The 25511-nt window shown below is 70.1% G+C and carries 21 protein-coding genes and 1 pseudogene; 5 read left to right on the top strand and 17 right to left on the bottom strand.

Annotated features, from left to right (window positions below; translation table 11 throughout):
* Window positions 1-140 precede the first annotated feature (140 nt).
* From ACH4S9_RS12125 to ACH4S9_RS12115, 3 genes are all read right to left on the bottom strand, one after another.
* A complete protein-coding gene (locus ACH4S9_RS12125) occupies window positions 141-2060 on the bottom strand; it encodes an ATP-binding protein (RefSeq protein ID WP_398371840.1) in 1920 nt (639 codons plus the stop codon).
* A gap of 502 nt (window positions 2061-2562) precedes the next feature.
* Window positions 2563-3198, bottom strand: a complete 636-nt coding sequence (locus tag ACH4S9_RS12120) for a DUF6879 family protein (RefSeq protein ID WP_398371439.1) — start codon at window positions 3196-3198, stop codon at window positions 2563-2565.
* On the bottom strand, window positions 3191-3460 hold the full coding sequence (locus ACH4S9_RS12115) for a hypothetical protein (protein ID WP_147966487.1): 270 nt from the start codon (window positions 3458-3460) through the stop codon (window positions 3191-3193). Before ACH4S9_RS12115 ends, ACH4S9_RS12120 begins: the two co-directional genes overlap by 8 nt.
* 637 nt (window positions 3461-4097) lie before the next feature.
* Here ACH4S9_RS12115 and ACH4S9_RS12110 point away from each other — a divergent pair.
* Both ACH4S9_RS12110 and ACH4S9_RS12105 read left to right on the top strand, forming a co-directional pair.
* Entirely contained in the window at window positions 4098-4439 is a 342-nt protein-coding gene (locus ACH4S9_RS12110) for a helix-turn-helix domain-containing protein (RefSeq protein ID WP_398371437.1), read from the top strand.
* 369 nt (window positions 4440-4808) lie between these two features.
* The gene (locus tag ACH4S9_RS12105; RefSeq protein WP_398371435.1) at window positions 4809-5054 is read left to right on the top strand and encodes a hypothetical protein; all 246 of its coding nucleotides are present in this window, start codon (window positions 4809-4811) and stop codon (window positions 5052-5054) included.
* Window positions 5055-5167: 113 nt separating this feature from the next.
* Here the strand turns inward: ACH4S9_RS12105 and ACH4S9_RS12100 are convergent, their stop codons facing one another.
* The 9 genes and pseudogenes from ACH4S9_RS12100 to ACH4S9_RS12060 form a co-directional block, all read right to left on the bottom strand.
* Window positions 5168-6394, bottom strand: coding sequence for a hypothetical protein (locus tag ACH4S9_RS12100; protein WP_398371433.1), 1227 nt, complete (start codon window positions 6392-6394; stop codon window positions 5168-5170).
* The gene (locus tag ACH4S9_RS12095) at window positions 6394-7776 is read right to left on the bottom strand and encodes an N-6 DNA methylase (RefSeq protein ID WP_398371431.1); all 1383 of its coding nucleotides are present in this window, start codon (window positions 7774-7776) and stop codon (window positions 6394-6396) included. Before ACH4S9_RS12095 ends, ACH4S9_RS12100 begins: the two co-directional genes overlap by 1 nt.
* A gap of 119 nt (window positions 7777-7895) precedes the next feature.
* Window positions 7896-8081: a hypothetical protein gene (locus ACH4S9_RS12090; protein WP_398371429.1), complete on the bottom strand. Its 186-nt coding sequence runs from the start codon at window positions 8079-8081 to the stop codon at window positions 7896-7898.
* 1202 nt (window positions 8082-9283) lie between these two features.
* Window positions 9284-9418, bottom strand: coding sequence for a hypothetical protein (locus ACH4S9_RS12085; protein ID WP_398371427.1), 135 nt, complete (start codon window positions 9416-9418; stop codon window positions 9284-9286).
* Window positions 9415-10605 carry a sensor histidine kinase gene (locus ACH4S9_RS12080; protein ID WP_398371425.1) on the bottom strand — a complete coding sequence of 397 codons (1191 nt, stop codon included), beginning with the start codon at window positions 10603-10605 and terminating at the stop codon, window positions 9415-9417. Before ACH4S9_RS12080 ends, ACH4S9_RS12085 begins: the two co-directional genes overlap by 4 nt.
* A gap of 157 nt (window positions 10606-10762) precedes the next feature.
* Window positions 10763-13306 carry an FtsX-like permease family protein gene (locus ACH4S9_RS12075; RefSeq protein ID WP_398371423.1) on the bottom strand — a complete coding sequence of 848 codons (2544 nt, stop codon included), beginning with the start codon at window positions 13304-13306 and terminating at the stop codon, window positions 10763-10765.
* On the bottom strand, window positions 13303-14100 hold the full coding sequence (locus tag ACH4S9_RS12070) for an ABC transporter ATP-binding protein (RefSeq protein ID WP_398371421.1): 798 nt from the start codon (window positions 14098-14100) through the stop codon (window positions 13303-13305). The genes ACH4S9_RS12075 and ACH4S9_RS12070 overlap by 4 nt, the downstream gene beginning before the upstream one ends.
* Before the next feature lie 212 nt (window positions 14101-14312).
* Window positions 14313-15793, bottom strand: a pseudogene (locus ACH4S9_RS12065) (hypothetical protein); the annotation flags it as partial.
* 177 nt (window positions 15794-15970) lie between these two features.
* Window positions 15971-16357 carry a YrdB family protein gene (locus ACH4S9_RS12060; protein ID WP_398371419.1) on the bottom strand — a complete coding sequence of 129 codons (387 nt, stop codon included), beginning with the start codon at window positions 16355-16357 and terminating at the stop codon, window positions 15971-15973.
* A 596-nt stretch (window positions 16358-16953) separates the two neighbouring features.
* Between ACH4S9_RS12060 and ACH4S9_RS12055 the strand changes: the two genes are divergently transcribed.
* Entirely contained in the window at window positions 16954-17628 is a 675-nt protein-coding gene (locus tag ACH4S9_RS12055; protein ID WP_385339229.1) for a lytic polysaccharide monooxygenase, read from the top strand.
* Between the two features lie 333 nt (window positions 17629-17961).
* On the top strand, window positions 17962-18186 hold the full coding sequence (locus ACH4S9_RS12050) for a hypothetical protein (protein WP_398371417.1): 225 nt from the start codon (window positions 17962-17964) through the stop codon (window positions 18184-18186).
* Here ACH4S9_RS12050 and ACH4S9_RS12045 read toward each other — a convergent pair.
* The 4 genes from ACH4S9_RS12045 to ACH4S9_RS12030 form a co-directional block, all read right to left on the bottom strand.
* On the bottom strand, window positions 18183-18653 hold the full coding sequence (locus ACH4S9_RS12045; protein ID WP_385339233.1) for a hypothetical protein: 471 nt from the start codon (window positions 18651-18653) through the stop codon (window positions 18183-18185). The two genes, ACH4S9_RS12050 and ACH4S9_RS12045, sit on opposite strands and share 4 nt — an antisense overlap.
* A gap of 37 nt (window positions 18654-18690) precedes the next feature.
* Window positions 18691-19104, bottom strand: coding sequence for a DUF427 domain-containing protein (locus tag ACH4S9_RS12040; protein WP_398371415.1), 414 nt, complete (start codon window positions 19102-19104; stop codon window positions 18691-18693).
* A gap of 74 nt (window positions 19105-19178) precedes the next feature.
* Window positions 19179-20897 (bottom strand): PHP domain-containing protein, encoded by a 1719-nt coding sequence (locus ACH4S9_RS12035; RefSeq protein ID WP_398371413.1) that lies wholly within the window; start codon window positions 20895-20897, stop codon window positions 19179-19181.
* A 141-nt stretch (window positions 20898-21038) separates the two neighbouring features.
* Window positions 21039-21632, bottom strand: a complete 594-nt coding sequence (locus ACH4S9_RS12030) for a MarR family winged helix-turn-helix transcriptional regulator (protein ID WP_398371412.1) — start codon at window positions 21630-21632, stop codon at window positions 21039-21041.
* Between the two features lie 129 nt (window positions 21633-21761).
* On the opposite strand from ACH4S9_RS12030, the gene ACH4S9_RS12025 reads away from it, so the two are divergent.
* Window positions 21762-24077 carry an MFS transporter gene (locus ACH4S9_RS12025; RefSeq protein ID WP_398371410.1) on the top strand — a complete coding sequence of 772 codons (2316 nt, stop codon included), beginning with the start codon at window positions 21762-21764 and terminating at the stop codon, window positions 24075-24077.
* A 907-nt stretch (window positions 24078-24984) separates the two neighbouring features.
* Here the strand turns inward: ACH4S9_RS12025 and ACH4S9_RS12020 are convergent.
* Window positions 24985-25251, bottom strand: a complete 267-nt coding sequence (locus ACH4S9_RS12020; RefSeq protein ID WP_385343097.1) for a hypothetical protein — start codon at window positions 25249-25251, stop codon at window positions 24985-24987.
* Window positions 25252-25511: the final 260 nt, after the last annotated feature.

The following is a 25511-nucleotide window of genomic DNA, read 5'->3' as shown; positions in this document are numbered from 1 at the left end:
CGCCCATCCCGCCGTCGTTCAGCTGTACCCGGCCGGGAGCGTGGCCAGCACCCGCAGCTCGCGGTGCTGCGAAGACACCGCGATGGGTCTTCGGCTGATCAGCACCACCGGGCACCATCCGGAACGACTCAGCCCCTGCTTCAGCTTGTTTCTGCCACCTGGCGTTCGATTCCCTCACGCGCCGCCACTGCGCGAGGATCGTCGAAGTCGGCGAGTAGTCTCAGCGCCTGTGTCCAGTGTCGACGGGCTTCCTCCGGGCCTTCGCCGAGTACGACCGAGCCGAGACCATCGAGAGCCAGGGCCTGGTGCCACTCATCACCGAGCTCGCGGTGCGTCGAGGCGGCCTGGCGGTAGAAGTCGGCCGCCTCTGCATGACGTCCGAGCCGGCAGTACACCTCGCCCACGCCCTGCCAGGCCAGTGCCTCTCGGCTGCGGTCCGCGAGGCGTCGGTGCAGCGTGGCGGATCGCTGATAGGAGATTAGGGCCTCGGCGAACTGGCCCTTCGCTCGCTGGGCATCGCCGAGAGTCAGCAGCCAGAAGCCCTCCAGGCGCAGGTTGCGGAGGCCAAGGGCGATATCGAGGGCGGCCTGGGCAAAGACCAGGGCTTCCTCGGCATCGCCCTGCTCACGCCGGACGTCGCTCAGCACGCGCAGGATGTTGCCCTCACCGCGCTTGTTGCTGAGAGCTCGGTGTGCTGCCAGGGCCTGGTCGATGACGGTTGCTGCCTCTGGAAGCCGTCCGGCACGGTAGTGGGCGGTCGCCAGGTTGGACAGCGCGGTAGCGGCCCAGTGGGCGGCGTCCTGCTCCTGGAATACGGCGATGGCCTGCTCGAAGTGGCGGGCAGCGGCGTCGAGTCGTCTGCCGCGGAGGTGGTTGAGGCCGATCAGGTTGAGCGAGCGGGCTTCGCTCAGGCGGTCACCCAGCTCTCGCCGGATCAGCAGCGCTTTCTCGTGGTATTCGAGACTCTCAGCCAGGCAGTTGATGCGGGTGTGGGCCATCCCGAGCCAGGTGAGGAGTATGCCTTGCGCGGCGCGATCACCCAGCCGTTCCGCTGCCTCCAGCCCGATGCGGCCCACAGCCGGCCAGCTCGTGCCCGAGGCGGAAGGAAACTGCGCATTCCATAAGACTGCCGACAACTGCCACGCCAGTCGGTCTTGCCCGGCGTCAGCCGCTCTGCGTACGGCCTGGAGGAGGTTGGCGTGCTCCCGCTCGGCCCAGTCCACGGCAGCGTCGTAGTCGGAGAACATCAGCGGGCTGACATCATCCGGGGCAGGCGGGAGGGTCAGGCGGTCCTCGGCAGGGTTGATCCAGCTCTGCGCGGCATCGGCGGTGTGCAGGTACCACTCCAGCACCCGGCACAGGGCTGCCTCGCGCTCGGCGGGCGGCTCCTCGTGCTGAGCCTGGTCGATGGCATAGGCGCGCAAAAGGTCATGGAACTGGTAGCGGTCCGGGGCCGTCTGTTCCAGCAGATGGGCACCGACCAGGGAGTCCAGCAGCTGCCGGGTCCGGCTGCTGCTGGTCGACCCGGCCAGGGCCGCGGCGGCCTGCAGTCCGAACTCGGGTCCGGGGTGCAGGCCGAGCAGGCGGAACAGGCGGGCGGCCTGCTCGGACAGGGCGCGGTAGGACCACGCGAAGACGGTGCGGACTGCTTCGGCCTCCTCGTCGTCGCCCGTGCTCAGGGCGTCCCAGAGGGCCGATTCGTCGCGCAAGTCGGCAATGAGGTCGGCCAGTCGCAGGTGGGGGTGGCTGGCCGCGCGTTCCGCGGCTATACGCAGTGCAAGGGGAAGCCGTGCACAAAGCCGGGCCAGTTCGGCGAGTTGCTGCTCGTCGTCCACCGGCCGGTACCCAGCGGTGACGGCCCGCAGCAAGGCGACCGCTTCCGGCTCCGGCAGCACACCGAGCGTGAGCCGGCGGGCCCCGTCCCGGACGGCGAGGCCGGACAGGCGGCTGCGGCTGGTGACCAGCACCAGGCTGTGCGCGCTCCCGGGCAGCAACGGCCTGACCTGGCCCACACTGGCCGCATTGTCCAGGACGACCAGCACCCGACGGTCGGCCAGCAACGAACGGTACAACGCGGCAGCGGCATCGAGGTCCTGCGGTACGGCATCGGCCGGGACACCGAGAGAGGTCAGAAAGCGGTGCAGAGCCTCACGTGCCGCGACTGGCTCCCCGGGGTCGTAGCCACGCAGATTGGCGTACAGCTGGCCATCCGGGAAACGCTCCCGGACCTGGTGTGCCCAGCGCAGTGCCAGCGATGTCTTTCCAGCGCCGGCGGTACCGGCTATCACGTATACCGAGACGACGAGCGGACCGCCGCCCTCGCTGGTGAGAACGGCGTTCAGCTCGCCGAGCTCATCGGTACGGTTGACGAATCCGCGTACGTCAGCCGGTAACTGGCGTGGGGTGGGGCTGGCGGAACTTCCCGGGTCCGGCTTGTCCTGCGCGTGGAAGTGGATGCCGCCGTGGACATTCCTCGCCTGGACGACGTCACGTGAGGATCCCGACAGCTCGGAATGGGTGCTGCCGGACTGCTCGCCCCCTCCGCCTGGCGCTGCGATCGGCCTACTCCCTTCCTGCGCTCAGCGTCGGCGGATCAAAGTGCGCCACCTCACGGTCGAAGTAGGAGATCACATCTTCGCCTACCGCGTAGAGCGCCTTGATGTAGTTCTCCCAGCGCGTCACAAGATCACGGTCGGTGTAGCGGATCGCACCGTTCGCGACTCCTGTCTCGGTGTACAGGACCTGGAAGAGGGTGTGACCGCCGAGCACGACCAATTCCGGGAGTGGGTGAGTGCTCTCCGAAGCGGCCACCCGTTCGGCGGGGATGACCCTGATCCTCTGCCCGTACTGCGCACGCTGCCGCTGGGAGTGGAGTTCCCACTGCACATACGGTGTCAGCGGCTTCTCGACCACCCGCACGCGATGAAAGGCATAGCCCCTGCGCGCCTCTTCCTGAGCGGCCGCGGCAAGGGTGTCACGCCGGTCGGCGAGAAGTCGCAGCGCCTCGTCCCAGTCGCCCCGGCGCAGGGCGTCACGGCTCGGACTGCCCTGCTCCTCGAAGTGTTGCCGGCGCTCCAGCTTCCAGGAACTCCCGTCACGGATGGCGTTCTCCCGTTCCCGGAAGTCCTGCTTGTAGGCGGTCCGGGTGAGCCGTTCACCTTGCTCGGGGGTGAGGGCAGGGGCAAGGAGATCAAGCATCGGGGATGTCCTTCTTCGCCGCGCTGAGCATGTTCCCTGGGATGACGACCAGCCGCTCATCCGGAGCGAGGTTCACGCCATGAGGCAGACGGGTGCGGTAGTCGGCCGTCAGATCCCTGCCGATCACAGCAACATCGCCATTATCGAGCTGCCAGATGTCCGGGCACTCGTCATTGCCATCGGAGTTCCCCAGCTCTTCGGCTGATCTCCCCAGCCGACGCTCGAATAACGCGGACGGGTCAGCCTCCCAGGCACGGGCCATGTCTGCCTCCGGTCGAGGTGGTGGAGCACCCTTTTGCTACACAGTGTATCCAGGGCGGTACCCAAAGGTGAGAGGGTCGCCTTACGGTCATCACGCGGCTCACCCTGTGTGTGGATCTCGCCAAGGTCAGCGGGCTCGTGCCCGAGATCGCGTCTGGTTCACCAGCTCACCGCCCACTGCGGGGCCCGCCCGGTAGCCCCCGGACGAGACTCGGGCCGCTGGGTATGTCGCCTACGACATATATCGTTGCGCTGTGGACGAGCTCTTCGCGATCGGGATCGAACCCGAGGTTCGCGACTGGCTCGAGGCTCTGCAGCCAAGCACTTCCTCAAAGTCGACGCGTACGTCGGACTCCTCGCCGAGTACGCCGCCCAGCTCAGCGAGCCGTACGCTCGCCTCGCTGCCTCGGCGACGGAGTCCGCGAGCCGCGCCCCACCCCGGACGGAGCCGACACACGCATCACGTACTGGCTCACCCTCCATCGCAGGGTCGTCCTGCCGACCGTCTTCCGGAAGACGAAGATGAGAGAGGAAGCGGAGGCCAGGCGGGCCAAGCTCGCCCAGAAGACTTGTGAAGCCGAACACGGCCCCGCACATGAGGCGTTCGTACGCGTGATCGAGGAAGGAGAGCTTGAGCAATGAACCACAGCCGCTGGAAGACCCTGCGCGAACGGAAGCTCGCCGAGGGGGTCACCGAGCCGGATGACGTAGCCGAGGCCCGGCAGCAGATCGCGCTGTCCATGGCCCTCGCCCGCGCCGTGTACGAACGCCGCACCGAGCTCGCCCTGACCCAGGCCGAGCTGGCCGCCCGCGCAAGACTGACTCAGGCCAAGATCTCACGCATCGAGGGCTCCGACACCGTTCCCACGCTGCCTCTCCTCGCCAAGCTGGCCAAGGCCCTGGACGCCTCGCTCAACATCGCCCTCGACGATGACGACACACAGGTGACCTTCACCCCGCATCGCACCGAAGCGGCCTGATGCGGTGACGCTCCGGACGCCGCCGAGGGCAGCCCCATGACAGTGATCACGTAATGACCGCGTAATGATCTTGATGAGCTTTCCCGCAGGTCAGCGGGGATTTTTGAGCAGTTCCCGCAGGTGAAGGCCAAGGCGGACGCCGGATGCCGAGGCATGGCCAAGCAGTTCCCCGACCAGGCGGAAGCTCCACCACCGAAGCCGATAAACCGCGCCGTGGCGGCGGAGGCGAGTTGCCTGACCAGGGTGCGGCCCCCTGACCACGCCCGACCCCAAACCGGGCAGGCACCGGCCCAAGCCGCTCCGTCGGCCTCGTGTGGTGTGCGAGTTCCCCGGAAGCGGTTTCCGGCCACCTGCCCTACCGTGCCCAGTATGAGCACCCTCAATGAACGAGAGCTAGCAGTGCTCCGGGCGATGATCAGGTACTTCAACGACCATCACAACTCTCTTCCGCACTACTACGACCTGACCCAATACGTTCGTCTCGCCCATGAAGAAATCATCGAGGCAGGAGACGAGCTCGAACGTCGCGGCTACGTTCAGCTGGACCGATCAGCCTTCGGCGGGTGGGCAGTGTTCAAGGTCACCTGGGAGGGTCAACGGGCTGCCCAGCAGTAGGAGGTAGTGCGCGGCGGGGACGCCCCGGACATCTGGCAGCCGCCCTTCCCGAGATCCCCGCCCCGGCCCAGATCTCGCATAAGCGTCTGACGTGATCAGGCCGACACGTGCCTTCACGTTGACGAGTCAGTGCGTGGCACGGTTCCTTGCCGTTCGAAGAGGCCCCCTGACGTCGACGGGATGTTGCGGAGCAGCGTGTCGAGGAGTGCCTTCAGGGTGTGGTTCTCATCGAGCGCCGCGCGCGCCCTGCGGTGCAGGGGCTCCGCCGTCGCGTGGAATCGATGACGCGTCTCGGGGCCCGGCCAGGCGACGTCAAGGGCCGAGAAGCCCCGCTTGGTGAGCTCACGGGCATGTCTGCCGTGGGCTGCGTCCGACAGGTCTCTGCTTCGGGAACGGAGTTCGTGCAGAAGCCACCACAGGTCCGTGGGCTCGGCAGGAGTGACCGCGAGGACCCCTCTGGACGGTACGGCGGGCAGGAGGGTGACCGCGGTGCGAGCTCCGTCCGGGCGGGGCGCTATCAGGAGCGTCCCCGGAGGGGATACGACGCGTGGGTCGGCCGGCTCATGGGGAGTGGTGTCCTCGATGTACGGCAGGGAGGCGTTGAAGAGCTGGGCGGGAGCGACCCGGGGGGCCATCACGCCTTCGCTGTCCGGGAGAGGCGCGGAGGCCGACTTCCCGGTCCGCGCACGGGCAACTTTCTGGAATGTGCTCGGGGGCCAACCGGGCCGCTCGGAGGCCAAGATGGCGTAATGGGCGTCGGCCAGGGCGACCGCGTCGGCGGCGATTTGTCGATTGAGCTCGGTCTTCCGCTCGATCAGACTGATCAGTTCGCGGATCGTCCCCATCTGTTCGCGCGGGGGAAGGGCCACCGGCATCTTCCGCAGGGCGTCGAGGCTCAGGGTCGGCTCGACATGGGCGGTGACATGCTGTTCGATCCAGGACCTGGCGGTGGGAGTCCTGAGCCAGATACGCAGCCACTCGGTGACATCGGGATCCTTGGACCTGATGATCCCCACGGAGCGCGTCGCGATCCAGCCGTGGTGCTCCGCAGTCACCAGGGCCGCATCGCCGACCCGGCGGACCAGGACGACCACGAGATCGCCCTCCCGCAGCGCCGCCCGCGTCGTCCGCGGGTGGGCTCTGCCGGTACGGCCCGGCTGGTCGGTGGTGATCCGCCCATCGCCAATGTCGCCCGCGCGGACGACACCTTGATCGCCCGGCAGGCCGTTCTCGAGGATGCCGTACGTGAGCTTCCGGTCGGCGGCGTCTTCCACCGTCACGTTCTCCCAGGCCTCAAAGCGCCTCGGGAGGGAGGCGACCGCGGTCGTGAGGTCGTGCATCACAGGCTGTCCAAGGCTCGTCGCAGGTCACGCTCCAGCACGTGCGCTTCATCGAACTTCGCGTACAACTCCCGGGTGAGCCGCTCGACCTGGAGTCGCGCCGCCACGCCTTCCTCGACCGCTTCGGCTCCCGCGTATGACGTGGGCAGCAGATCGTGCTCACGGTCGGCGATCTCCTGAGCTGAGCTGGACCGGCACCAGCCGGGCTCATCCTCGTAGTCGGCTTCTCGCCCTCCGGAATCGGCCGCTGTCCCCCTCCAAGCGGCAAGCGTGCGCAGGATCTTCTCCACGCCGTCGGGGGCCAGGCGCCGCTGCCGGGATTTACCCACAAGCTCGTACGCCTCTCGGGCATGGATGAAGAGGACCTGACCACGACGGTCTCTCTGCCCCCAGCCCCTGTGCGGGCTCTTGTCCCGATTCAGCAGCCAGACGCAGCAGGAGATCTTGGTGTGGGTGAACAGTCCGGGTGGCAGCGCCACGACGCACTCGACGAGGTCGGAGCCGACAAGATGTTCGCGGATTCTTCGCTCGATCGGTCGTACGCCGGTGGCGGCACCGTCGGCCATGAGGACGGCGGCCCTGCCCTGAGGAGCGAGGGCGTGTGCGATATGCAGCAGCCAGGCGAAGTTCGCTTTGTCGCGTGGCGGAGCAGCTTCTTCCGGCCACCGCGGGTCGCTCTCGGGCAGGGGGTCGGGTCCCCAGGCCGACACGTTGAAGGGCGGATTGGCGAGCACGATGTCGTATGACGCGTGTGCGGGCCGCTCCAAGCTGTCCATCGGCGGCTCAAGCGTTGCCGTGACACCGTGCGCGGCGAGGTTCATCTGCGCGATCTGCAAGGTGCCGGCATGAAGGTCCTGCCCCGTCAGTGACAACTTGGCATCGAGAAAGCCGATCTGTTCACGAACCTGGCGTACGGCCTCGATCAGCAGCCCCGCCGAGCCGCACACGGGGTCGAGGACCCGGTTCCCGTCCTGAGGCACCGCCGCTGCCACCATCAGTCGCACGATGTCCCCGGGCGTGAAGTAGTGTCCGCCCTGAGCCTGAGCGGCGGACAGATCCGCCAGACATTGGTCAAGTAGCCCGGCCGGCTTCTCGGCTCGGTCGATGGCCACGATCAGCCGGCGGAGCTGATCCTCGACCGTCGCCGGAAGCCGGGGCACCAGGCCCGGGTCCTCATCGGCATCCTCCAGGCCAAGACCTCGCGGCAGCCACTGACTCAGGCAGCTTCGAACGCGCGGTCCCACCGGTGTGGAACGGTCTGCGGTCTGGGCGACGAGCCAGGTCCACGAAGGTCTCCTCGATACCGCCGCATGATGGTCCCGTGCCGCCCACCGCAGGTAGATCAAGCCGACGACAACGCGGCAGGCGTCCTGTGCGTTCATCCTGCCGCTGATGCTCCGCGTCAGCCGCCGAACCTGAGCCAGCACCGCGTCCGGTCCTGCTTCCATCATCCCTCCGGGCGTTTGCGTCCTTTGTCGCGCAGGCTGCCGGTCACGCACGCTCACACCACCCCCACGGTGGACATGATCAGGATGACAAGCGGCAGGGTGGCGGCGAAGGCCGCGGCCCCTGTCCGGATCGCCGCCGTAAGCCGCGCCCCTCCTGTCCTCTCCAGCATCCCGGCCAGCAGTGCGACCACCACCGCGAACAAGACCGCCACGGTCACGAGCAACAGCTTGTGTTCCATCTCCGACTCCCACCCTCTCGATGTGTCGCCCCATGGGGCGTACCACGAGTGCGTTCGGCTCGCTTTCCCTCGCCGACTTGTAAGAACCGTAGAGGTCGCACGGCAAGCGCCGCTCAGAGCACGCGGTTTGGGTTTTTCTTACGGAAAGGAGGAGGCCATCAGGGCCTGAATCAAGGAGCACAGGATTTGGGCTTTCCCGGCAGGGCGGAGTCGGCGTCCACGCAGGGGCAGTTACGTCCCCGGCCTTTCGGCCTCATCGGTCGCAGGAAGCAGCTCGGTCCTCCGTGGCAGGAGATGGCGAGAGCGGGAAGCCACGCCATGCGGCACCGGGGGCACTTCACCTGAAGCACCAGAGGACCGATGCGGCGTGACGGGTGGCACGACACTTCCCGCACACCCCGCCCAGCACGGGGAGATTTAGGTAAATCAGATCTACGTAAACTAAATCTACCTAGAGGTCGCGGAGAAGGCTGGCGTCGCCGTTCGACCAGCACGATCTCGCGGCCCTCCAGAAAGGCGCGGGACACGTGCCCGGCTTCATTGCAGGCAGTACCGGACTGGCTTTCGTTTCACTGTCCGGTACTGCCGAACAGCTGGACACCTCGACGATCGATCTGCTCTGGGGAGCAGTGGATGTCGTCGCCTCCTGGCAGCCATGACATGGGCGGCCCCGTGCGCAGCGGCCGACGGCCCGATCGGCTACGTGCCCGCTCGTTTCACCGGGACGGCCGTCTGAATCACCAGCTCGCCGCTCACCAATGGGTCGGTTTGTCCCCATTTCCTGGGTCCCCCGCCGGGGGCACCATCTGTGCAAGGAAAAGTGCAAGTCAGGGCCTTCTTGGGCGAACCCGGCAGCTGAGGGACTGACAGAAATACTCTGTCAGTCCCTCAGCTTTCCGTGTTCACGCAGGTCAGGTCTGGTACAAGTTCTTGCGCAGGTCGGTACCCCCGGGAGATACCCAATCCATAGGAAAGCTTTTCCGGCGGATGGTGACGAGCCAGCGTGCGCGCTTGGTTCTCGTGCGGCCATACGATCCACTCTGCCGAAACTGCCGCCCTGACGCCAATCATCCCAGGACTTCCCCGACACGGGCAGACGGCCCCGGTAAATATCGCGGACCTACGGCCCGCCCGCCCTCGGCATCTCCCACATCTCCCGAAGACACACCCGAACAGGGACGCTCGTCGCTCAGGATCGCACGTCAGCCCTCGTTCCAGTGCCAGGACGACGGCCCGCGTGCGGTCAGGGCGATGACTCCGGCGCGCATCACGGTGTGGTCGTCGACCACGACCACACGGATCCGGTCGTTCACGTTGTCGGTCACCGTGTCGGTCATGGTCGGTCCTGACTGTGAGTGGGAAGGGTGGCGAGGACGCGGGTGCCTTCCCCGGGGGAGCTGGTGACGGTGAGCTCGCCGTCGAGTTCGGCGAGCCGTCGCCGCATGCCGTCGAGGCCGAAGCCGCGGGCGTCCTCGACGACGAACCCGTGGCCGTCGTCGGTGATCTCCAGCTCCACTACGCCCGGCGATGCGCTGAGGAGCACGCCGACGGTGGCGGCTCCGGAGTGCTTGCGTATGTTGGCGAGGGACTCCTGCATGCAGCGCAGCAGGGCGACGCGGGTGTGCTGGTCCAGGTCGATGTCGGGCAGTTCGGCGGTGGCGGTGAGGCCGGTGTCCTGCGTGAAGCGGTCCAGGGTTCTGCGCAGGGTGGTGGCGAGCGAGCCGGCCGCGACTGCGCCCTTGGGGACGGAGCCGACGAGGACCCGGGCCTCGGCAAGGTTCTCGCGGGCGGTCTGTTCGATGGAGATGAGTTGCTGGGCGCAGCGTTCGGGGTCGCCGTCGGCGGCGGCACGAGCGGCCTCCGCGAGCACCACGATGGAGGCGAAGCCCTGGGCGAGGGTGTCGTGGATCTCCCGGGCGAGGCGCTCGCGCTCCTCGGCCGCCCCCTGCCGCTGATAGGCCGCTGCCAACTCCTCTTGGGTACTGGCGAGTTCGGCGGTCAGCTGTTCCTGCCGCTCGTTGCTCTGGTCGATGAACCGGTACATCCACAGGCCCAGGCCCGCCCCAGCGACGTAGGCGACCACGGTAACCACCAGGTTGCCGGTGCGGAATTGAGAGCTCCAGTCCTGGCCGATCGCGCCGCCGAACACGGCGAGCGCGGCGGCCGCCCCGCTGAGCGTGACCGCGTCGCGCGGGGCGCGGGTGTAGAGCCAGAACTGCGGCAGCGACATCACGTAGAGGGCGGCGGCGCCGTCCAGGGAGTAGGACGTCGCGCCCAGGACGAGGGCGAGGACGGCGAGGTAGGCACGGCGGCCCAGGACGGGGTTGTCCGGGCGGGTCAGGACAACGATGTGGCACAGGGCGACCAGGACGAGCAGGCCGAGCGTTCCGTACTTCCGGGCCGGCGACTCGTCGAGCACGGCGACGGCCGTCGGCAGCAGGCCGAGCAGGATCCAGCACGCCATGTTCCAACGGCGGATCCGATCCAGGGTGGGCCGGTCGCCCGGCTGCTGCTGCTGAGTCAATTGATTCACCTCGTACATAGGGCAGTTGAGTAGCGACCGACGGTCCGTTCGGGACAGCCCACCGAGCGAGCGGAGTTATGGCTCACGTGACTGTCCTCGAAGCCGACGGTGCGCTCATCAGTGGGGCGGATGTTCCTCGATGCGGCACCAGTCCGCACTAGTCCTTGATGCCCGCCATGTCCCCAGGGCGGCCCCGCAGCACGGCCCCCGCCGCCAGCAGCGTCGTCGTCAGGGTCAGTGCCGCCGCCGCGGCCAGGACCACGACGAGGATCCACGGGGAGCCGCCGGGTAGCGCCGTGCCGAGGACGCTCATGCTGAGCGGTACCAGCGTCGCCCCCGCGACCAGGAGGCCGAGGACGATGCCGGCCAGGGCCACCAGGGACGCCTCGACCGCCATCATCTGCAGTACCTGGCGGCGCGTGGCGCCGATGAGCCGCTGGAGCATGAACTCCTTGCGCCGCTCCGTCGTCGCGAGGACCTGCGTGTTGATCAGGGAGAGCGTCGCGTAGCCGACGACGACGCCGAGAACCAGGTACGCCATCCACGCCTGGGTGTCGTCCGCCTCCGCCTGCGCCGCTTTGAGAGCGTCCGTGTCCGACACCCGCAGGCCGGGCTGGAGCGCGGCCAACTTGGCGAGGGACGCCATGAGCTGGGCGCGGTCGGTGCCGGCCGACGCTGTCACCATGATCTGGGGCACGAGCGCGCCGTCCGTGTGTCCGACCAGCACCGACGCCGGAACGAGCGCGGTCTCGTAACCACGCCGTCCCTCGACCGTGGCCACCAGTTTCAGCTTGACCTGTGTGCCGTCGCCGAGCCGCATCGGGACCAGGTCGCCGAGCTCGCGGTCCTTCGCGTACGTGGCGGGCAGCGCCACCGAGTCGCCGCTGAGGGCGGTGAGACTGCCGCTCGACGCGTGGTAAGCCGTCGTACGGTCCAGGCCCTGTGGGGTGACGCCCTGCATCGACAGCTCGGTGGGTTGCGGGCCCGCGTCCTCTCCCTCGCCCGGGCGCATCGGCTCGTCCGGCTCGATGTACCCGGTCGTGGGGATCTGCGCGGACGCCGCCGCCACCCCCGGCTGTCTGCGGACCGTGTCGACGAGGTCGAGCGGCAGCCCACCGGAGGCCGATGTCACGACCGCGTCCGCGCGCAGGTTCTCGTCGAACGCCCGCTCGGCGCCTTCGGACTGTGTGGTCTGCATGTAGATCAGGCCTACCGCGAGACCGCTCGCCAGCATCACCGGCATCACGGCCGAGGCGAGTCGTGCCGTACGTGCCCGCGCGTTGTGCGCGGCGAGCTGGCCGGCGAGCCCGGACACCATGCCGACGGGACGGCGCAGCACGGCCACCATGGCGCGTACGACGACAGGACCGAGCAGACCGAACGCCGCCGCCCACACCATTGCCGCCGGCGTTGCGACACCGGCCGCGTCCGGCCCGGCCGAGCCCGCGGTGCCCCAGGCGAGGGCCGCGCCCCCGGCCATGCACAGCAGCCCGACGATCAGCCGGAACGCACTGAACCAGCGGCGCTGCAGCGTGGCCTCGGCCAGCGCCTCGATCGGGCGGGTGCGCGCCGCGGCCTGTGCCGCGATGTACGCCGAACCGATCGCGGTGAGCAGGGCCGTGCCCACACCGACGATCACTGGCACGGAGCCGGCCCGGTACGCGATCGACCCCGGTACCACGCCCGCGTCCGCGAACGCGTCCAGGAGCCAGCGCCCGAACCGGGGCCCGGGGATGGTGGCGAGCCCGGTGGCGACGACCGCGAGGAACAGGGTCTCGCCGAGGATGAGGCGGCGCAGCTGCCCAGGGGTCGAACCAATCGTGCGCAGCAGCGCCATCTCGCGCTGCCGCTGCTGGATAGAGAGGCCCAGCGTGCCGGCCACCACGAACACGGTGACCATCGCCGACAGACCGCCGAATGCGGCGGCGAGCGGGATCAGGTCGCTGCCGTCGGCCACCACGTCCGGGTCCTCGGCGCGGCCGCGGTTGTCCCCGGTCAGTACCGTGACCGGTGAGCCGTCGAGGACCGCGCGGATGGCCGAGGCGACCTCCTGGGTGTTCGCGCCGGAGGCCGGGAAGACACCTATGTTGTCGGTCGTGCCGACGCGGTCCGCGACCCTGGCGGCCTCGGCGTCCGCGAGGAAGACGTCGCTTTCGTCGTCGCCTCCGTCGTCCGGCCCGGTGGCAAGGCCTGAGACCTGGTAGCCCTTCTGTGTGCCGTGGACGAGGAGCTGGATCCGCTCGCCGGTGGTCAGCCCCGTACGGTCCGCGAACGCCTTGCCCAGCACGATCTGGCCGTCCTCGGTGGGTGCCGTGCCGTCGGTGAGCTGGTAGGGGGAGAGCCTGGCGGAGGACCAACCGTGGCCGGTGACCTTCCCGCCCTTGACGAGGGCCGCGGGGAAGGACATGTCCTGAACCGCCGCCGCAACGCCCGGTACCTTGTCGATCTTTTCCGTCAACTCGGCGTCGATACGCAGTCGTTCCGGGAAGACGAGGTCTTTCTGTGTGTACTTGTAGCGCTGGTCGCCGGTGACGACGATCGGTGCGGCGGCCAGCCGGTGCGGCGGTGCCGCGTTGTGGATCCCGGTCTCCAGGAGCCCGCCGGAGCCGATGACGATGACGGCACCGAGGAACAGGGCCATGAACGAGACGATGAAGCCGCTCATGTGGTGGCGCAGGGTGCGCGCCGCGATCCGGATCATCGGCGCACCTCGTGTCCGGTCCGCTGGATGTTGACGGGGTCGCCCCAGGTGCCCAGCTTCTGCAACTGCTCCGTCACCTGCTCGACAGTCGGCCGGTCGACTACACCGGTGAGCCGGCCGTCGGCCAGGAACACGACGCGGTCGGCGTACGCGGCGGCCACCGGGTCGTGCGTAACCATCACCACGGTCTGTCCCACCACGTCCACCGACTGCCGTATCAGCGTGAGCACTTCGGCGGCGGTGCGCGTGTCCAGGGCGCCGGTCGGTTCGTCGCCGAAGATCACCGCGGGCTGGGTGACGAGCGCCCGCGCGATGGCGACGCGCTGCTGCTGACCGCCGGAGAGCTCACCGGGACGGCTGCGCCACTTGCCGGACAGGCCGACCTGTTCGAGGACTTCGTCGACGACGGCCTTCTTGGGGCGTTTGCCCGCCAGCCGCAGCGGCAGTGTCACGTTGTCCACCACGCTCAGCGCCGGAAGGAGGTTGAACGCCTGGAAGACGAAGCCGATGCGCTCGCGGCGGAACTTGGTCAGCGCCTTCTCCCGCAGCGAGGCGAGGTCCACCCCGTCCAGGTGCACCGCACCCGATGTCGGACGGTCGAGGCCCGCGGCGCAGTGCAGGAAGGTGGACTTGCCCGAACCCGAGGGGCCCATGACGGCGGTGAAAGTACCCCTCTGCAGGCTGATGCTGACGTTGTCGAGTGCGGTCACTCGGTTTTTCGGTCCGCCGTAGAGCCGGCTGACGGCGTCGAGCCGGACGACCGGCCGAGCATGCGGGTCCTGTGTCCCGTCCATGGGCTGTCCTTTGGCCTGGGAAAGGGGGTGGCTTGGGGGTGCGGGGCGTATCACCGGGGGGAGAGAGATGGGCGCGCCCCGCTGCCATTCATGCTCTTCGTACGGGGTGTGGTGCCGACAGCGGCAAACAGTTGAACCTGAGGTCCACCGAACGGTGGACCCCCCGTACGGCTCAGTGGAAGCTGAGGGTGTGGTGGACGGTCACCTTGCCTTCACAGGCCGTGCTGGTCGAGGAGTCGCATCAGGTTGCGTTTGCGCTTCTGGCCGGCGCGCAGGGCGGTGAGGTACGTGGTGAACTCGTCCTGGGTACCCAGGCGGCGGTGGCAGTCGCGGATGCTGAGCAGCAGGCTGGTGAGCTGCTCGTAGATCGCGTTGCCCGTCTGCTTCGTGAGGGGTTGGCCAGGCGCAGGTAGACGCCGAGCGCGTCGGCGGGGCGGGTGGCACGGGCCTGGTCGGCGAGGGTGAGCCACTGTTGGTCGTGGGCGCCGGTCTCGGTGGCGGCTTGCCAGGCCGCGTCGGTGTCCTTGTCGTCGAGCAGGGCGTCGATCAGGGCCGGGCCGCCGTACCGAGAGTGATGTTGCTGCTCTGCGTCGGCACGCAGCAGGGCGAGCGCCCCCTCACGCTCGGCCGGCCAGCAGTCCGCGGCCCCGGCGTCCGCTCGCAGTTGCTGGTACGCGAGCAGAGTGCGGCGAGCGCCGAAGTGGTCACGGCGCAGGGCCACTGCATCGGGGAACCGGTCCGCCTGCGCGTAGCGGTCGCAGAGGTAGTCGACGAGGGCAGTGTCGACGGCGGCGAGGTCCCGGGTGTCTTGGATGCCGCGTTCCGCCCAGCGCAGGGCCTCGTCTGGTCGCCGGGCGGTGTCCAGCTCGTGGGCGATGACCAGGTGCGTGCGCCCGTTCGGTGAGAGGTCGGCCGCATGCACGGCGATCACCGCGTCGACGTCACCTCCCGCCTTGGCCAGACGCTCCATCAGGTACTTCTCGGCCCAGCCGCGGCGGTTGCCCCGCCACGCCTCGACCGCCAGCTTCCGCAGGACGGCCATCCCCTCTTCGCTGAGGATTTCCTCGTAGTCGAGCGGATCGATGTCTGTGAGGCCGTCGTCCACGTCGCCGAGCGCGTGGTCGACCAGCCAGCGCGCGAGCTCCTCGTGGTCGGGGCGTGCCGCACGGCACGCTTCGAGGTGGGCGTCGGCGAGGTCTGCACCGACCTGGCCGAGCCATCCGTCCGAGTCGTCGACGCTCTCCACCGCGTCGGCGAGCAGCTTCATCGCCTCCCGCGCCAGGGTGATCGCGTCGTCGGCCCGGCCAGATCTGGTGAGTGCGCCGATCGCGGACACCGCCTGCCCGGCCTGGTCGGCGTAGGCGCGGGCATCGGCGTACTCGACGTACCCGTACTGCGCGAATGGTGAGATGTTCAGCAGATCGCGGATACGGGCGCGGACCGCGGCGAGGTCCCCGCGAGCGCTCGCGGCCCGAAGCTCCAGGCGGCGCCGTAACTGCCGGTCCTCGACGATCTGTTCACGTACGAGGGCGAGCAATGCCTCCTTGGACAGGCCGGACAACCAGCCGTCAAGGTCCTGCCCACGGTCTCGGGCCGTCTTCCGCTGCCGCGGCAGACTCTCCCGCTGGGCAAGCACGGTCAGGCCGAGGGCGACCAGATGCTTGCAGAAGTTGCCCTCCATGCCATACGGGCAGTGGCGCTAGCTCCCCTCCGTGTGCAACGCAGGCGATTCCGGAAAGGTCGACACGTCTGCCTACGCGCCCGCTCGATTCACCGGGGCGGCCATCTGGACCACCAGCTCACCACCCATCAATGGCTCGTTTTCCCCATTTACCGGGTCCTTCGCCGGGGGCTCGTGCCGCGGCGGGGGTCAGTGGCTGAGGAGCCAGGTGATGCGGTCGTAGGCGAGGATCTGGTAGAGGACCATGACCGCCAGCAGCCAGCGGGCGGCGCGCTGCAGGCCGGCGAAGTGGAGGGCGGCCACCGCGCCGAAGAATATGGCGAGTTCGAGGAGCAGTCGCGCCGGGCCGGGGGTGTGGATGTCGCTCTCGCCGGACCGGGAGGGGTCGTCCGGCACGGTGAAGGTTCCCCATGCCCAGCCCAAGGCGACCGGGAGAGCGACGGCGGCGAGCCAGCGCCACGGCGGGGGCACGGCACGCCACGCCCAGAGTGTCACGCAGGCCAGCGAGGCGAGTTCGAGCAGGAAACGGACGGCGAGCATGCCGTCGTTGTTGGCGAGGGCCAGCGGGACGTTCATCTGGTCGCCTCCGGGCGGTCGTGGAGCGTCGTGCCGGAGGGGTCGCCGTGGAGGGCCTGGTCAGGTATCGAACGTGATGCGACAGGCACGGGGGCCACCCTTGTGCGAGGAACGGGAGGAACGGTACGAGCGTCGGCCGGGGTGAGCGGTCCAGTTGGCGGGCCGACCCGCCGTCTGGCATCGCCGCTGTCGGCAGGACAGTATCCGAGGCACCCGATGAGCCCGGGCCGGGCCGGCGCACCTGGCGGAAACCGCGGACAGGACCGCCTGGCGGCGGTTGCGCACAGCGGTGAAGGGTCGGCCTTACGGCCCGCCGAGCCCAAGCGGGGAGTTGGCCCCGCCCCGACGGCCGAAATCCGACTCCTCGCCGAAGCCCGGGAGCGGTGGGAGCGTCGGACGCGAGTGCCGCGTGACATGCCCCGCGGCCGCGCCCGGCGGGCCCCTTCGCCGCTCCTCCATCCCCGGCCGATTCGGCCATAGGTGAACCACATGTTTCGCTCCTGTGTCGTCGGGCACGCTCACGGCAATGGGAGCGCTCCCATCATCGGGCCTCCCCGCACCCATCGGCACCCCCCCACGGACGATGGAGATCGGCCATGAAGAATTGTCATGATCAGGTCAGACGCCCCTTACGCTGGGCCCTCCGCACCCTCGGCCTGCTGTCCGCCGCACTGCTCACCCTGATCCCCTGGACCGGCACCGCCTCCGCCCACGGCTCGGTCATCGACCCCGCGTCCCGCAACTACGGCTGCTGGCTGCGCTGGGCGGACGACTTCCAGAACCCCGAGATGGCACAGAAAGACCCGATGTGCTGGCAGGCGTGGCAGGACAACCCCAACGCCATGTGGAACTGGAACGGCCTCTACCGCAACGGCTCCGCGGGCAACTTCCCGGCGGTGGTCCCGGACGGCCAGCTCTGCAGCGGCGGCCACACCGAGAGCAACCGCTACAACTCCCTGGACACCGTCGGCGCCTGGCAGACCACGAACATCGGCAACAAGTTCACGGTGAAGCTGTACGACCAGGCCAGCCACGGCGCGGACTACTTCCTGGTCTACGTCACCCGCCAGGGCTACGACCCCACCACCCAGCCGCTCAAGTGGAGCGACCTCCAGCTGATCACCAAGACCGGTAAGTACGGCCCCAGCCAGAACTACTCGATCGACGTCAGCACCTCGGGCTACACCGGGCGCCACGTCGTCTACACCATCTGGCAGGCCTCGCACATGGACCAGACGTACTTCCTGTGCAGCGACGTCAACTTCACCTGAGCCGCCCACCACGCGGCAGGAGCGGCCCGCCAGGAGCCCTGGCGGGCCGCTTCGGCTTGCGGTGGGGAGTGGCCCATCGGCGTCAGGCGCCCTCCCGGCGCGAACCCGACGATCCCCGACGGACGGCCGACACAAACTCACACCGGACAGCAGGCGCATCTACGTCCGGTCGACGATCGAACCCGCCCTCACGCCTCCGTCCAGAGGCCGAGCCGAGGGGCATTAGCGAGGCGTTAGTGGGGCGTTAGCGGGGCGGCAGTGGCACGGCAGGGGGCGGGATCAGGGTGGTTGTCGTACCGATCAGCTTTCTCCGACCCCCGCAGGAGATCCGCCATGCGCCCCATCAGCTTCGCCGAATGCCGCGCCCACGCCGTGCAGATCACCGCCGTCGCGCTGGCCACCGCGGCCGCCCTGAGCGTGGCCGTGTGCGGGACCCTGGACGGTACGGGGCTGCGGACCGAGGGGAAGGTGGACCACGGTTACGGGCAGCAGGCGGTCACCGCCGACCCCATACGGGCGTCGCTCGTCGCCGACAGCGCCCAACCCATCGCGCGCTAGCGGCCGTTGCCGCGGGGGCATGGGACTCCGGGGGCGAAGCGGTTCGGGGAGCAGGTCACCAGGGCCAGGGAGAGGAACGACGTGCGGCCTGCGTAGAAGCCGACGGAGACGTCGCCGCCGTGCGTCAAAGTGTCCGCGGCCGTGGCGACCAGGTGGGCCAGGCGGGCCGTGTCCGCCTCCTGCTGGGAGTGGAAGCCGGGGGCGTGTTCGGTGAGCTGCCGGCCCAGCCACGCGGCGGCGTCCTTCGGTTCCTCGAAGGTCTCGCGGATCAGGCCGGGCGCCTTGAGCAGCCAGTGGGCGGTTTCCAGCGGGGGCAGCTCCGAGCGTCTGAAGGCGTCGACGAGGTGCCGGTGGTACTCCTGGTCCTCCGGGCTGACGGGTGGCCTGGGGCGGTCCGGTGGGCGGCGGAGCGCGTCCCGGTCGAACAGCTCCTTCTCGCCCAGCCAGGAATACGCGTGGATGTGCACGCGACAGCCGTTCCCGCCGCCGGGCCATCCGCTTCTCTCAGTCGGTCTCCTTCACCGAGATGTCGGCAACCGTGTCGTAGAACGACAGATGGTCCTTGATCTCCGCGACCGCGTCGAGCGGGTCCGGGTAGGCCCACACCACATCGGTGTGCGGGCCGCTCCCGCCCTCCTCGCCAAGGTACGTCCAGTACGCCGCCTGGCCCTTGAACGGGCAGGTGGTGTGCGTGTCGGTCGGCTCGAGGAGTGACAGGTTCACGTCCTGCGGGGGCAGGTAGTAGCGGACGGGCAGGCCGGTCTCGAAGAGGAGCAGCGGGCGGCGCGACTCGGCGACGACCCGGCCGTCGATCGTGACCGTGACGTGCTGGGTGCCGCGGACCACCTCCACGCGGTGGCCGCGGATGCCCGTGCCGGTGCCTGTGCCTGTGCCCGTCCCGTGGGGATGAGTCGTCATGACGGTCCTCCTCGCGGTGGTGACTCCGGGGGTGCGTCATCTACGACAACGCAGCCCCCGGGCCGGTCATTCCGTCAGTCCGCGACCTCGATGAAGATCGGGTTCGTGTAGCACCAGGTGTCGGCCCACGGGTCGCCGTCGCCAGGCTTGTGCGGGATCGGGCCGTGCGGGTCGACGGAGGCGCCCAGCAGGCCGGTGCCGTGACGGTTGCCGTCGCTGCCGCGGAGCCGGATGTAGCCGGACTCCTCGGCCCTGGCCAGGGGGATCCGCAGGGTGTACGTGCCGGTGCGGCCGGAGACGTCCGAGGTGTGCACGACGCGGGTGTCCGGGGCGCGCCACGCGTCACGGTCGCGCGCCGGGCCGCGGACCGCGCCGCGGATCACGTCGAGGTGGGCCAGGCGCGGCAGGACGCCGTGGAAGTTGGGGCGGGAGGCGGTGGTGACGGTGACCGTCAGGGTCAGCCGCTCGCCGCGGCGGACCCGCAGCCGGCCGCCCAGGGTGACCCCACGGCTCTTGCCGCTCTTGCCGTCCTGGTCACTACGGTCGCTCTCGCGGTGCAGGCGTACGTCCAGGGCGTCGAGCAGCTGCCCGTGGTCCACCCACACCCGCCCGGCCCGCAGCCCCGCCATCACCTGGCGGTAGCCGTACCCCGTCACGCCCACGTGCGTACGGCTGAACTGCCCCGGCCAGAAGTCGCTGCCCGGCTGCTCCTTGTCCGTGTCGACCGGGTTGGGCAGCCTGCCGGTGTTGTCGAAGTTCTGGCCGGGCTGCCAGTCGCCGTTGCGCCAGGTGTCGTGGACGGTCCGGTGGTTGTCGGAGTTCGTGGTGATCGAGAACAGCCGGCCCTCGGACAGCATGGCGTCCCACAGCCCGCCCACCGTCGCGGTCATCCAGTCGAAGCCGCCGTACGTGACGTAGGCCTCGGCCGGGTAGCCGGGCCAGGACTGGGCGGACGGCTTGTTCTCGTACTCCCCGCGGATGGCGGTGGCGCTGCCCCAGCCGGGCAGGGCCGCGCCCTGGGCGCCCGGGGCGCCCTCCGCGCCGATCATGACCTCGGGCGCGGCGTCGCGCCAGGCCCGCAGCTCGTGCGGGGAGTCGATGCCCAGCCGCAGCGGGTGGTTGGCGAGGACCAGCACATCGTCGACGTAGCCGCTCTTGCGCTGCTCGGCGAGCCACTTGATGCCCGCGACCGCGAGCGCCTCGTTCTCGGCGGTGCTGTCGGTGCGGCCCAGCAGCTTGCCGTCGTAGCGCAGCTCGAAGGTGCGCAGCAGGTCGGCCTCGTGGGGGCCGGGCGGCGAGAAGACGGTGCCGTGCTCGGCGCCCGGGATGTACCACTCCAGGCCCTGGAAGATCAGCATGCGCGGGTTCTCGGCGCGGGCCTTCAGGACGTCCTCGTGTTCGGCGAGCGCCCCGCCCGCGTTGGCGTGCCCGAAGTTGCTGTGCTCGGTGAAGACCATCCAGTCGAGGCCGTACTGCGCGGCCCGCTGGGCCTGCTGGGACGCGGTGTACTTCGCGTCGTGGCTGTAGACGGAGTGCACATGGTGGTCGCCGACCAGATAGACGAGGTCCGGGTCGCCACCCGCGTCGCCGCCGGCGGTGGTTGTCGCGGGCGTCTCGGCGGCTGCCGCGGCCGTGGGCGCCAGGGCCATGGCGCCCGCGAAGCCCGCGCCGTACAGGCCCGCCCGGCGCAGCAGCCCGCGCCGCGAGACGCCCTGCGCGTCCAGCGAGTGGGCCTCCACCTCGGGGTCCGCCCAGCGCGGAAGGGACGGAAGCGGTTCGTTCGGGCTCGGCATCGGGGCATCTCCTCGTTCGGGCCGGTCCCTTCCGGGCCGGTGCCCGGTGACCGTACGAGGGGGTGGCCACGGGTTTCCGAGCGGCGGGCGTACGGGGGGTGAACAACCCGCCGAAGCCCCTGGGACGCGTACGGCGTCGCGCTACGCGTCTCGTGCGTCCTCCGGGCGCGGCCAGGACCGTCCCTCGTCCGCCTCCACCTCCCGGTTGAACCGCGTCAGCGCGTCCTCGAACCGCCCCACCTCCTCCGGCGTCCAGTCGGCGAGCACCCGCGCCAGCCCCGCGCGGCGGCGCTCCCGGTCGGCGGTGAGACGGTCGGCGCCGGCGGCGGTGGCGCGCAGTTTGCGGGCGAGGCCCCCCTGGGGGTCCGGGATGCGTTCGAGCAGGCCGACGCGGAGCAGGGCGCCGGTCTGCCGGTTGACGGTCGAGACGTCGAGCCCCAGGGCGTCGGCGAGCTGGCCGATGGACAGCGCGCCCTCGGCGTCCAGGAAGGAGAGGAGGAAGTACGCGGAGCGGTCCAGGCGGTCGCCCGCGCACTGTCTGTCGCCCGCGCCCCGTCTGTCCCCTGCGCCCTGTCTGTCCCCTGCGCCCTGTCCGTGCTCCCTGGTTTCTTCGCCCCCTCCCTGTGCGCATTCCGTGCTGTGCGTGTCCTGCGCGCTCTGCCCCTTGCGGTCCCGGGGGGTCAGCAGAGTGCACCTGGCGACCAGCATCAGCTCGCGTTCCAGCCTCTCCAGCACGCTTCCTCCTCGTCGACCTCTCGCTCACCGCGAGAAATGTGCACGATACACACCGTGTGTAGGATGCACATCTCTCACTTCCTTATTCCGCTCATATGCACAGGACACCCGCTTGGAGGCGGCACCCGTATGTCCCCGTCAGCCCCACCAGCCCGCGTCGAGCCCCTGACCGCCGCGCCGCCCGACCGGACGCTCCCGCGCGAGGTGGGCGGCGGCTTCGTGGCCGTGCTCGCGTTCTGCGGCATCGCCGTCTCGGTGATGCAGACGCTGGTCGTCCCGCTGGTGACCGAGCTGCCGCAGCTGCTGCACACCTCCAGCTCCAACGCCTCCTGGGTGATCACCGCCACCCTCCTCGCGGGCGCCGTGTCCACCCCGGTCATGGGGCGGCTCGGCGACATGTTCGGCAAGCGCCGGATGCTGATGGTGGCCCTCGGGCTGCTGGTCGTCGGCTCGCTGGTGTGCGCCGTCACCTCCGAGCTGGTCGTCATGGTGATCGGCCGGACCATCCAGGGCGGCGCGATGGGCGCGATCCCGCTCGGCATCAGCATCATGCGCGACGAGCTGCCGCCGAAGAAGCTGGGCTCGGCGATGGCCCTGATGAGCTCCTCGCTGGGCATCGGCGGCGCGTTCGGCCTCCCGGCCTCGGCGTTCGTCGCCCAGCACACCGACTGGCACGTGCTGTTCTACGGGGCCGCAGGGCTCGGCGTCCTCGCGCTCGTCCTCGTGCTGGTCGTCGTCCCCGAGTCCGCCGTGCGGACCCCCAGCCGCTTCGACGCCGTCGGCGCGATCGGGCTCTCGGCCGGTCTGGTCTGTCTGCTGCTGCCCATCACCAAGGGCGGCGACTGGGGCTGGACCAGCGGCACCACCCTCGGGCTGTTCGGCGCGGCCGCGGCGATCCTGGTGGTCTGGGGGTTCGTGGAGCTGCGGACCGCCGAGCCGCTGGTGGACCTGCGGACCACCGCACGCCGCCAGGTGCTGCTGACGAACCTCGCCTCGATCATGGTCGGGTTCTCGTTCTACGCGATGTCGCTGATCCTCCCCCAGCTGCTGGAGCTGCCGAAGGCCACCGGCTACGGCCTCGGCCAGTCGATGGTCATGGCGGGGCTGTACGTGGCGCCGATGGGCGTGGCGATGATGCTGGTCTCGCCGCTCTCGGCGCGGATCAACGCCACGCGCGGGCCCAAGGTCTCGCTGGTCCTCGGGCTGATCGTGATCGGTGCGACGTACGGCGGCGGGATCGTGATGATGGACCACGTCTGGCAGGTCGTGGTGCTGTCGACCGCGCTCGGCGTCGGTGTCGGGATCGCGTACTCGGCGATGCCGACCCTGATCATCAGTGCCGTGCCGGCGGCGGAGACGGGCGCGGCGAACGGGCTGAACACCCTGATGCGGTCGATCGGCATGTCCACCTCCAGCGCCGTGGTCGGGGTGATCCTGGCGCACCAGACCACGGCCTTCGGCCCGCTCCAACTGCCGAACACGGACGGGTTCAAGATCTCGTTCGCGGTGGCGTGCGGGGCCGCCGCGGTGGGTCTGCTGATCACGCTGTTCCTGCCGAACCGGCGCCGTACGCCGCTGATCGCCCAGGCGTCGGGGAACCAGGAGCCCCAGCACGCTGAGCCGGTAGTGGCTGGCGTCCCGGCTGCCGAGGTCGCCTCCGGCATCCAGGGCCTGGTGCTCGGGCACGGCGACGCGCCGCTCGCGGGTGCCGCCGTCACCCTCATCGACAACACCGGCCGCCAGCTCGGCCGCACGATCAGCGGCCCGGACGGCCGGTATGCCCTGGCCGCGCCCGACCCCGGCAGCTTCGTCCTGATCGGCTCCGCCCCGGGCCACCAGCCGCAGGCGGCCACGCTGCTGGTGTCCGACGCCCCCGTCACCTGTGACGTACGGCTGGCCGGAGGCGGCGGGCCCATCGGGGCCGTACGCACCCTCGGCGGGGAGCCGCTGGCCGGGGCGGCCGTGGCCGCGACCGGTCCCGACGGTGCGGTCGCGGCCACGGCCGTCACCGACGAGAAGGGCGAGTTCGCGCTGCCCGAGCTGGCCCCCGGCTCGTACACGCTGACCATCAGCGCCGAGGGCCACCGCCCGCACGCCGAGCGGCTGGACGTCACCGGCCACGGTCAGCCCCCGCGGATCGACGCGGAGCTGCGGCCCGCGGCCAAGGTCCGCGGCACCGTACGGGCCCGGGGCGGGCGGCCGGTGGAGGATGCGCGGGTGACGCTGCTGGACTCGGCGGGCGATGTCGTCGGGCAGTGTCTGACCGGCGCGGACGGTGCGTTCTCCTTCGCGGGGCTCACGGGCGAGCACTACACGGTGGTGGCCGGCGGTTACGCACCGGCGACCGCCCCGGTCACGCTTGGCGGCTCGCGGGGGGCGCGGGGCGCGCAGGGCGCGCAGGGCGTCGAGGCGCGGGAGGTCGACTTCCTGCTGGGCCATGGCTGAGCGGCCCGGGGTCGGGGTCTGAGCGGGGCGGCGTAGGGGGCGTCGGCGGGTCGGACGCCTGCGGCGGGCTCGTCCCCTAACCGCCCCTTCCCACAACTGGGGCTCCGCCCCAGACCCCGGCGCGGCAAGGCCGCCCTACCTGGCCCGCTGCCGATGCACGGCTCCACTGCCGGGAAAGGCCCCGCCGCTCGCGGGCCGCACCGCCAGGAGGGATCCCGCCGCCAGGAGGGGCCCCATCACCAGGAAGGTCCCCGCCGCTGGAAGGGCCCACCGCCAGGGCTCCACCACCGGGCGGGACACCAGCCCCACCGCCCGACCGGGCTCCACCCCCGGGTCGGGCCCCACCGCCGGGCCGGGCTCCACCGCCAGGTGTCCGCCCCCGGGTCGGGCCCCACCCCCCGGGTCGGGCCCCACCGCCGGACCGGCTCCACCCCCGGGTCGGGCCCCACCGCCGGACCGGGCTCCACCCCCGGGCGGGCTCCACCGCCAGGGGTCCGCCACTGGACACGGGGTCCAGGAGTGGAGCCCCCGGCCGTGGGGCCGCCAGGCGGGACCCCACCGCCAGGGACCCCACCGCCGGGGACCCCACGGTCGGGGGCTCCGCCACCGCCAGAATGGGGCTCCACCGCCGGAAGGGGCTCCACCACCGGGAGGGGCTCCACCACCGCCAGGAGGGCCCACCGCCAGGTGGACATCACCGCCAGGTGGGGACACCGACCCCGGGGCGGGCTCCACAACCAGTGGCTCCGCCCCTGGACCCCGGGGTCCAGGGGCGGAGCCACTGGTTGTGGGAAGGGGCGGGTAGGGGAAAAAGCGCCGCTACGCGGCTCCGGCCGCGTCCGCCGGACGCGGGCACGCCGACGGCCCCTCGGCCGTCCGGCGCTCCGTCTGCCCCCTGAGCGCGCGCTCATTCCTCCATGGCGCCCTCCTCCTCAGGAAGGCTTTCCTCCTCCGGGAGGCTCTCCCACGCCTCGCCCTTCCTGAACAGCTCGTAGCCCTCCTCATCCGCGATCGACTCGGCCTCGGCGCGGCTGTGGAGGGGAACCTCGTAGGTGTGGCTGTCGACCGTCGCGTGGACGCCTTCGCCGTCGGTGATCGTTGCGATCGCGTGCGTCTCGTAGATGACGCACCCGGGCTCGGCCCTGCTCCAGACCACGTGCATGCTCACTGCCATCGGACACTCCCGAAGACGAGCCCCCTGGTATCAGGGTCTCACCTGCTGACCTGGTTCTCACCGAGTCGCCGCCCCGACCCCCTCGGGCAAGATCATCCGGCTCGTCGTACAGGGCCCCGACGGCGCACTCCGCGCGCCCGTCACCCGGTCCACAAACCGGTGCACCACCTAGAGCATTGAGCAACGCAAGCCCGGAAACAGGCGTGTGTGCAAGGGTGTTGACGAGAGGATGTTGAGCGGCAGGGGCACAGGGGCAGAGG

Origin of the sequence: Streptomyces sp. NPDC021225, from assembly GCF_044332865.1 — a bacterium.
Taxonomy (GTDB): domain Bacteria; phylum Actinomycetota; class Actinomycetes; order Streptomycetales; family Streptomycetaceae; genus Streptomyces.
The sequence above is the reverse complement of the archived record's forward strand: the minus strand, read 5'-3'. Positions and strand labels throughout refer to the sequence as shown.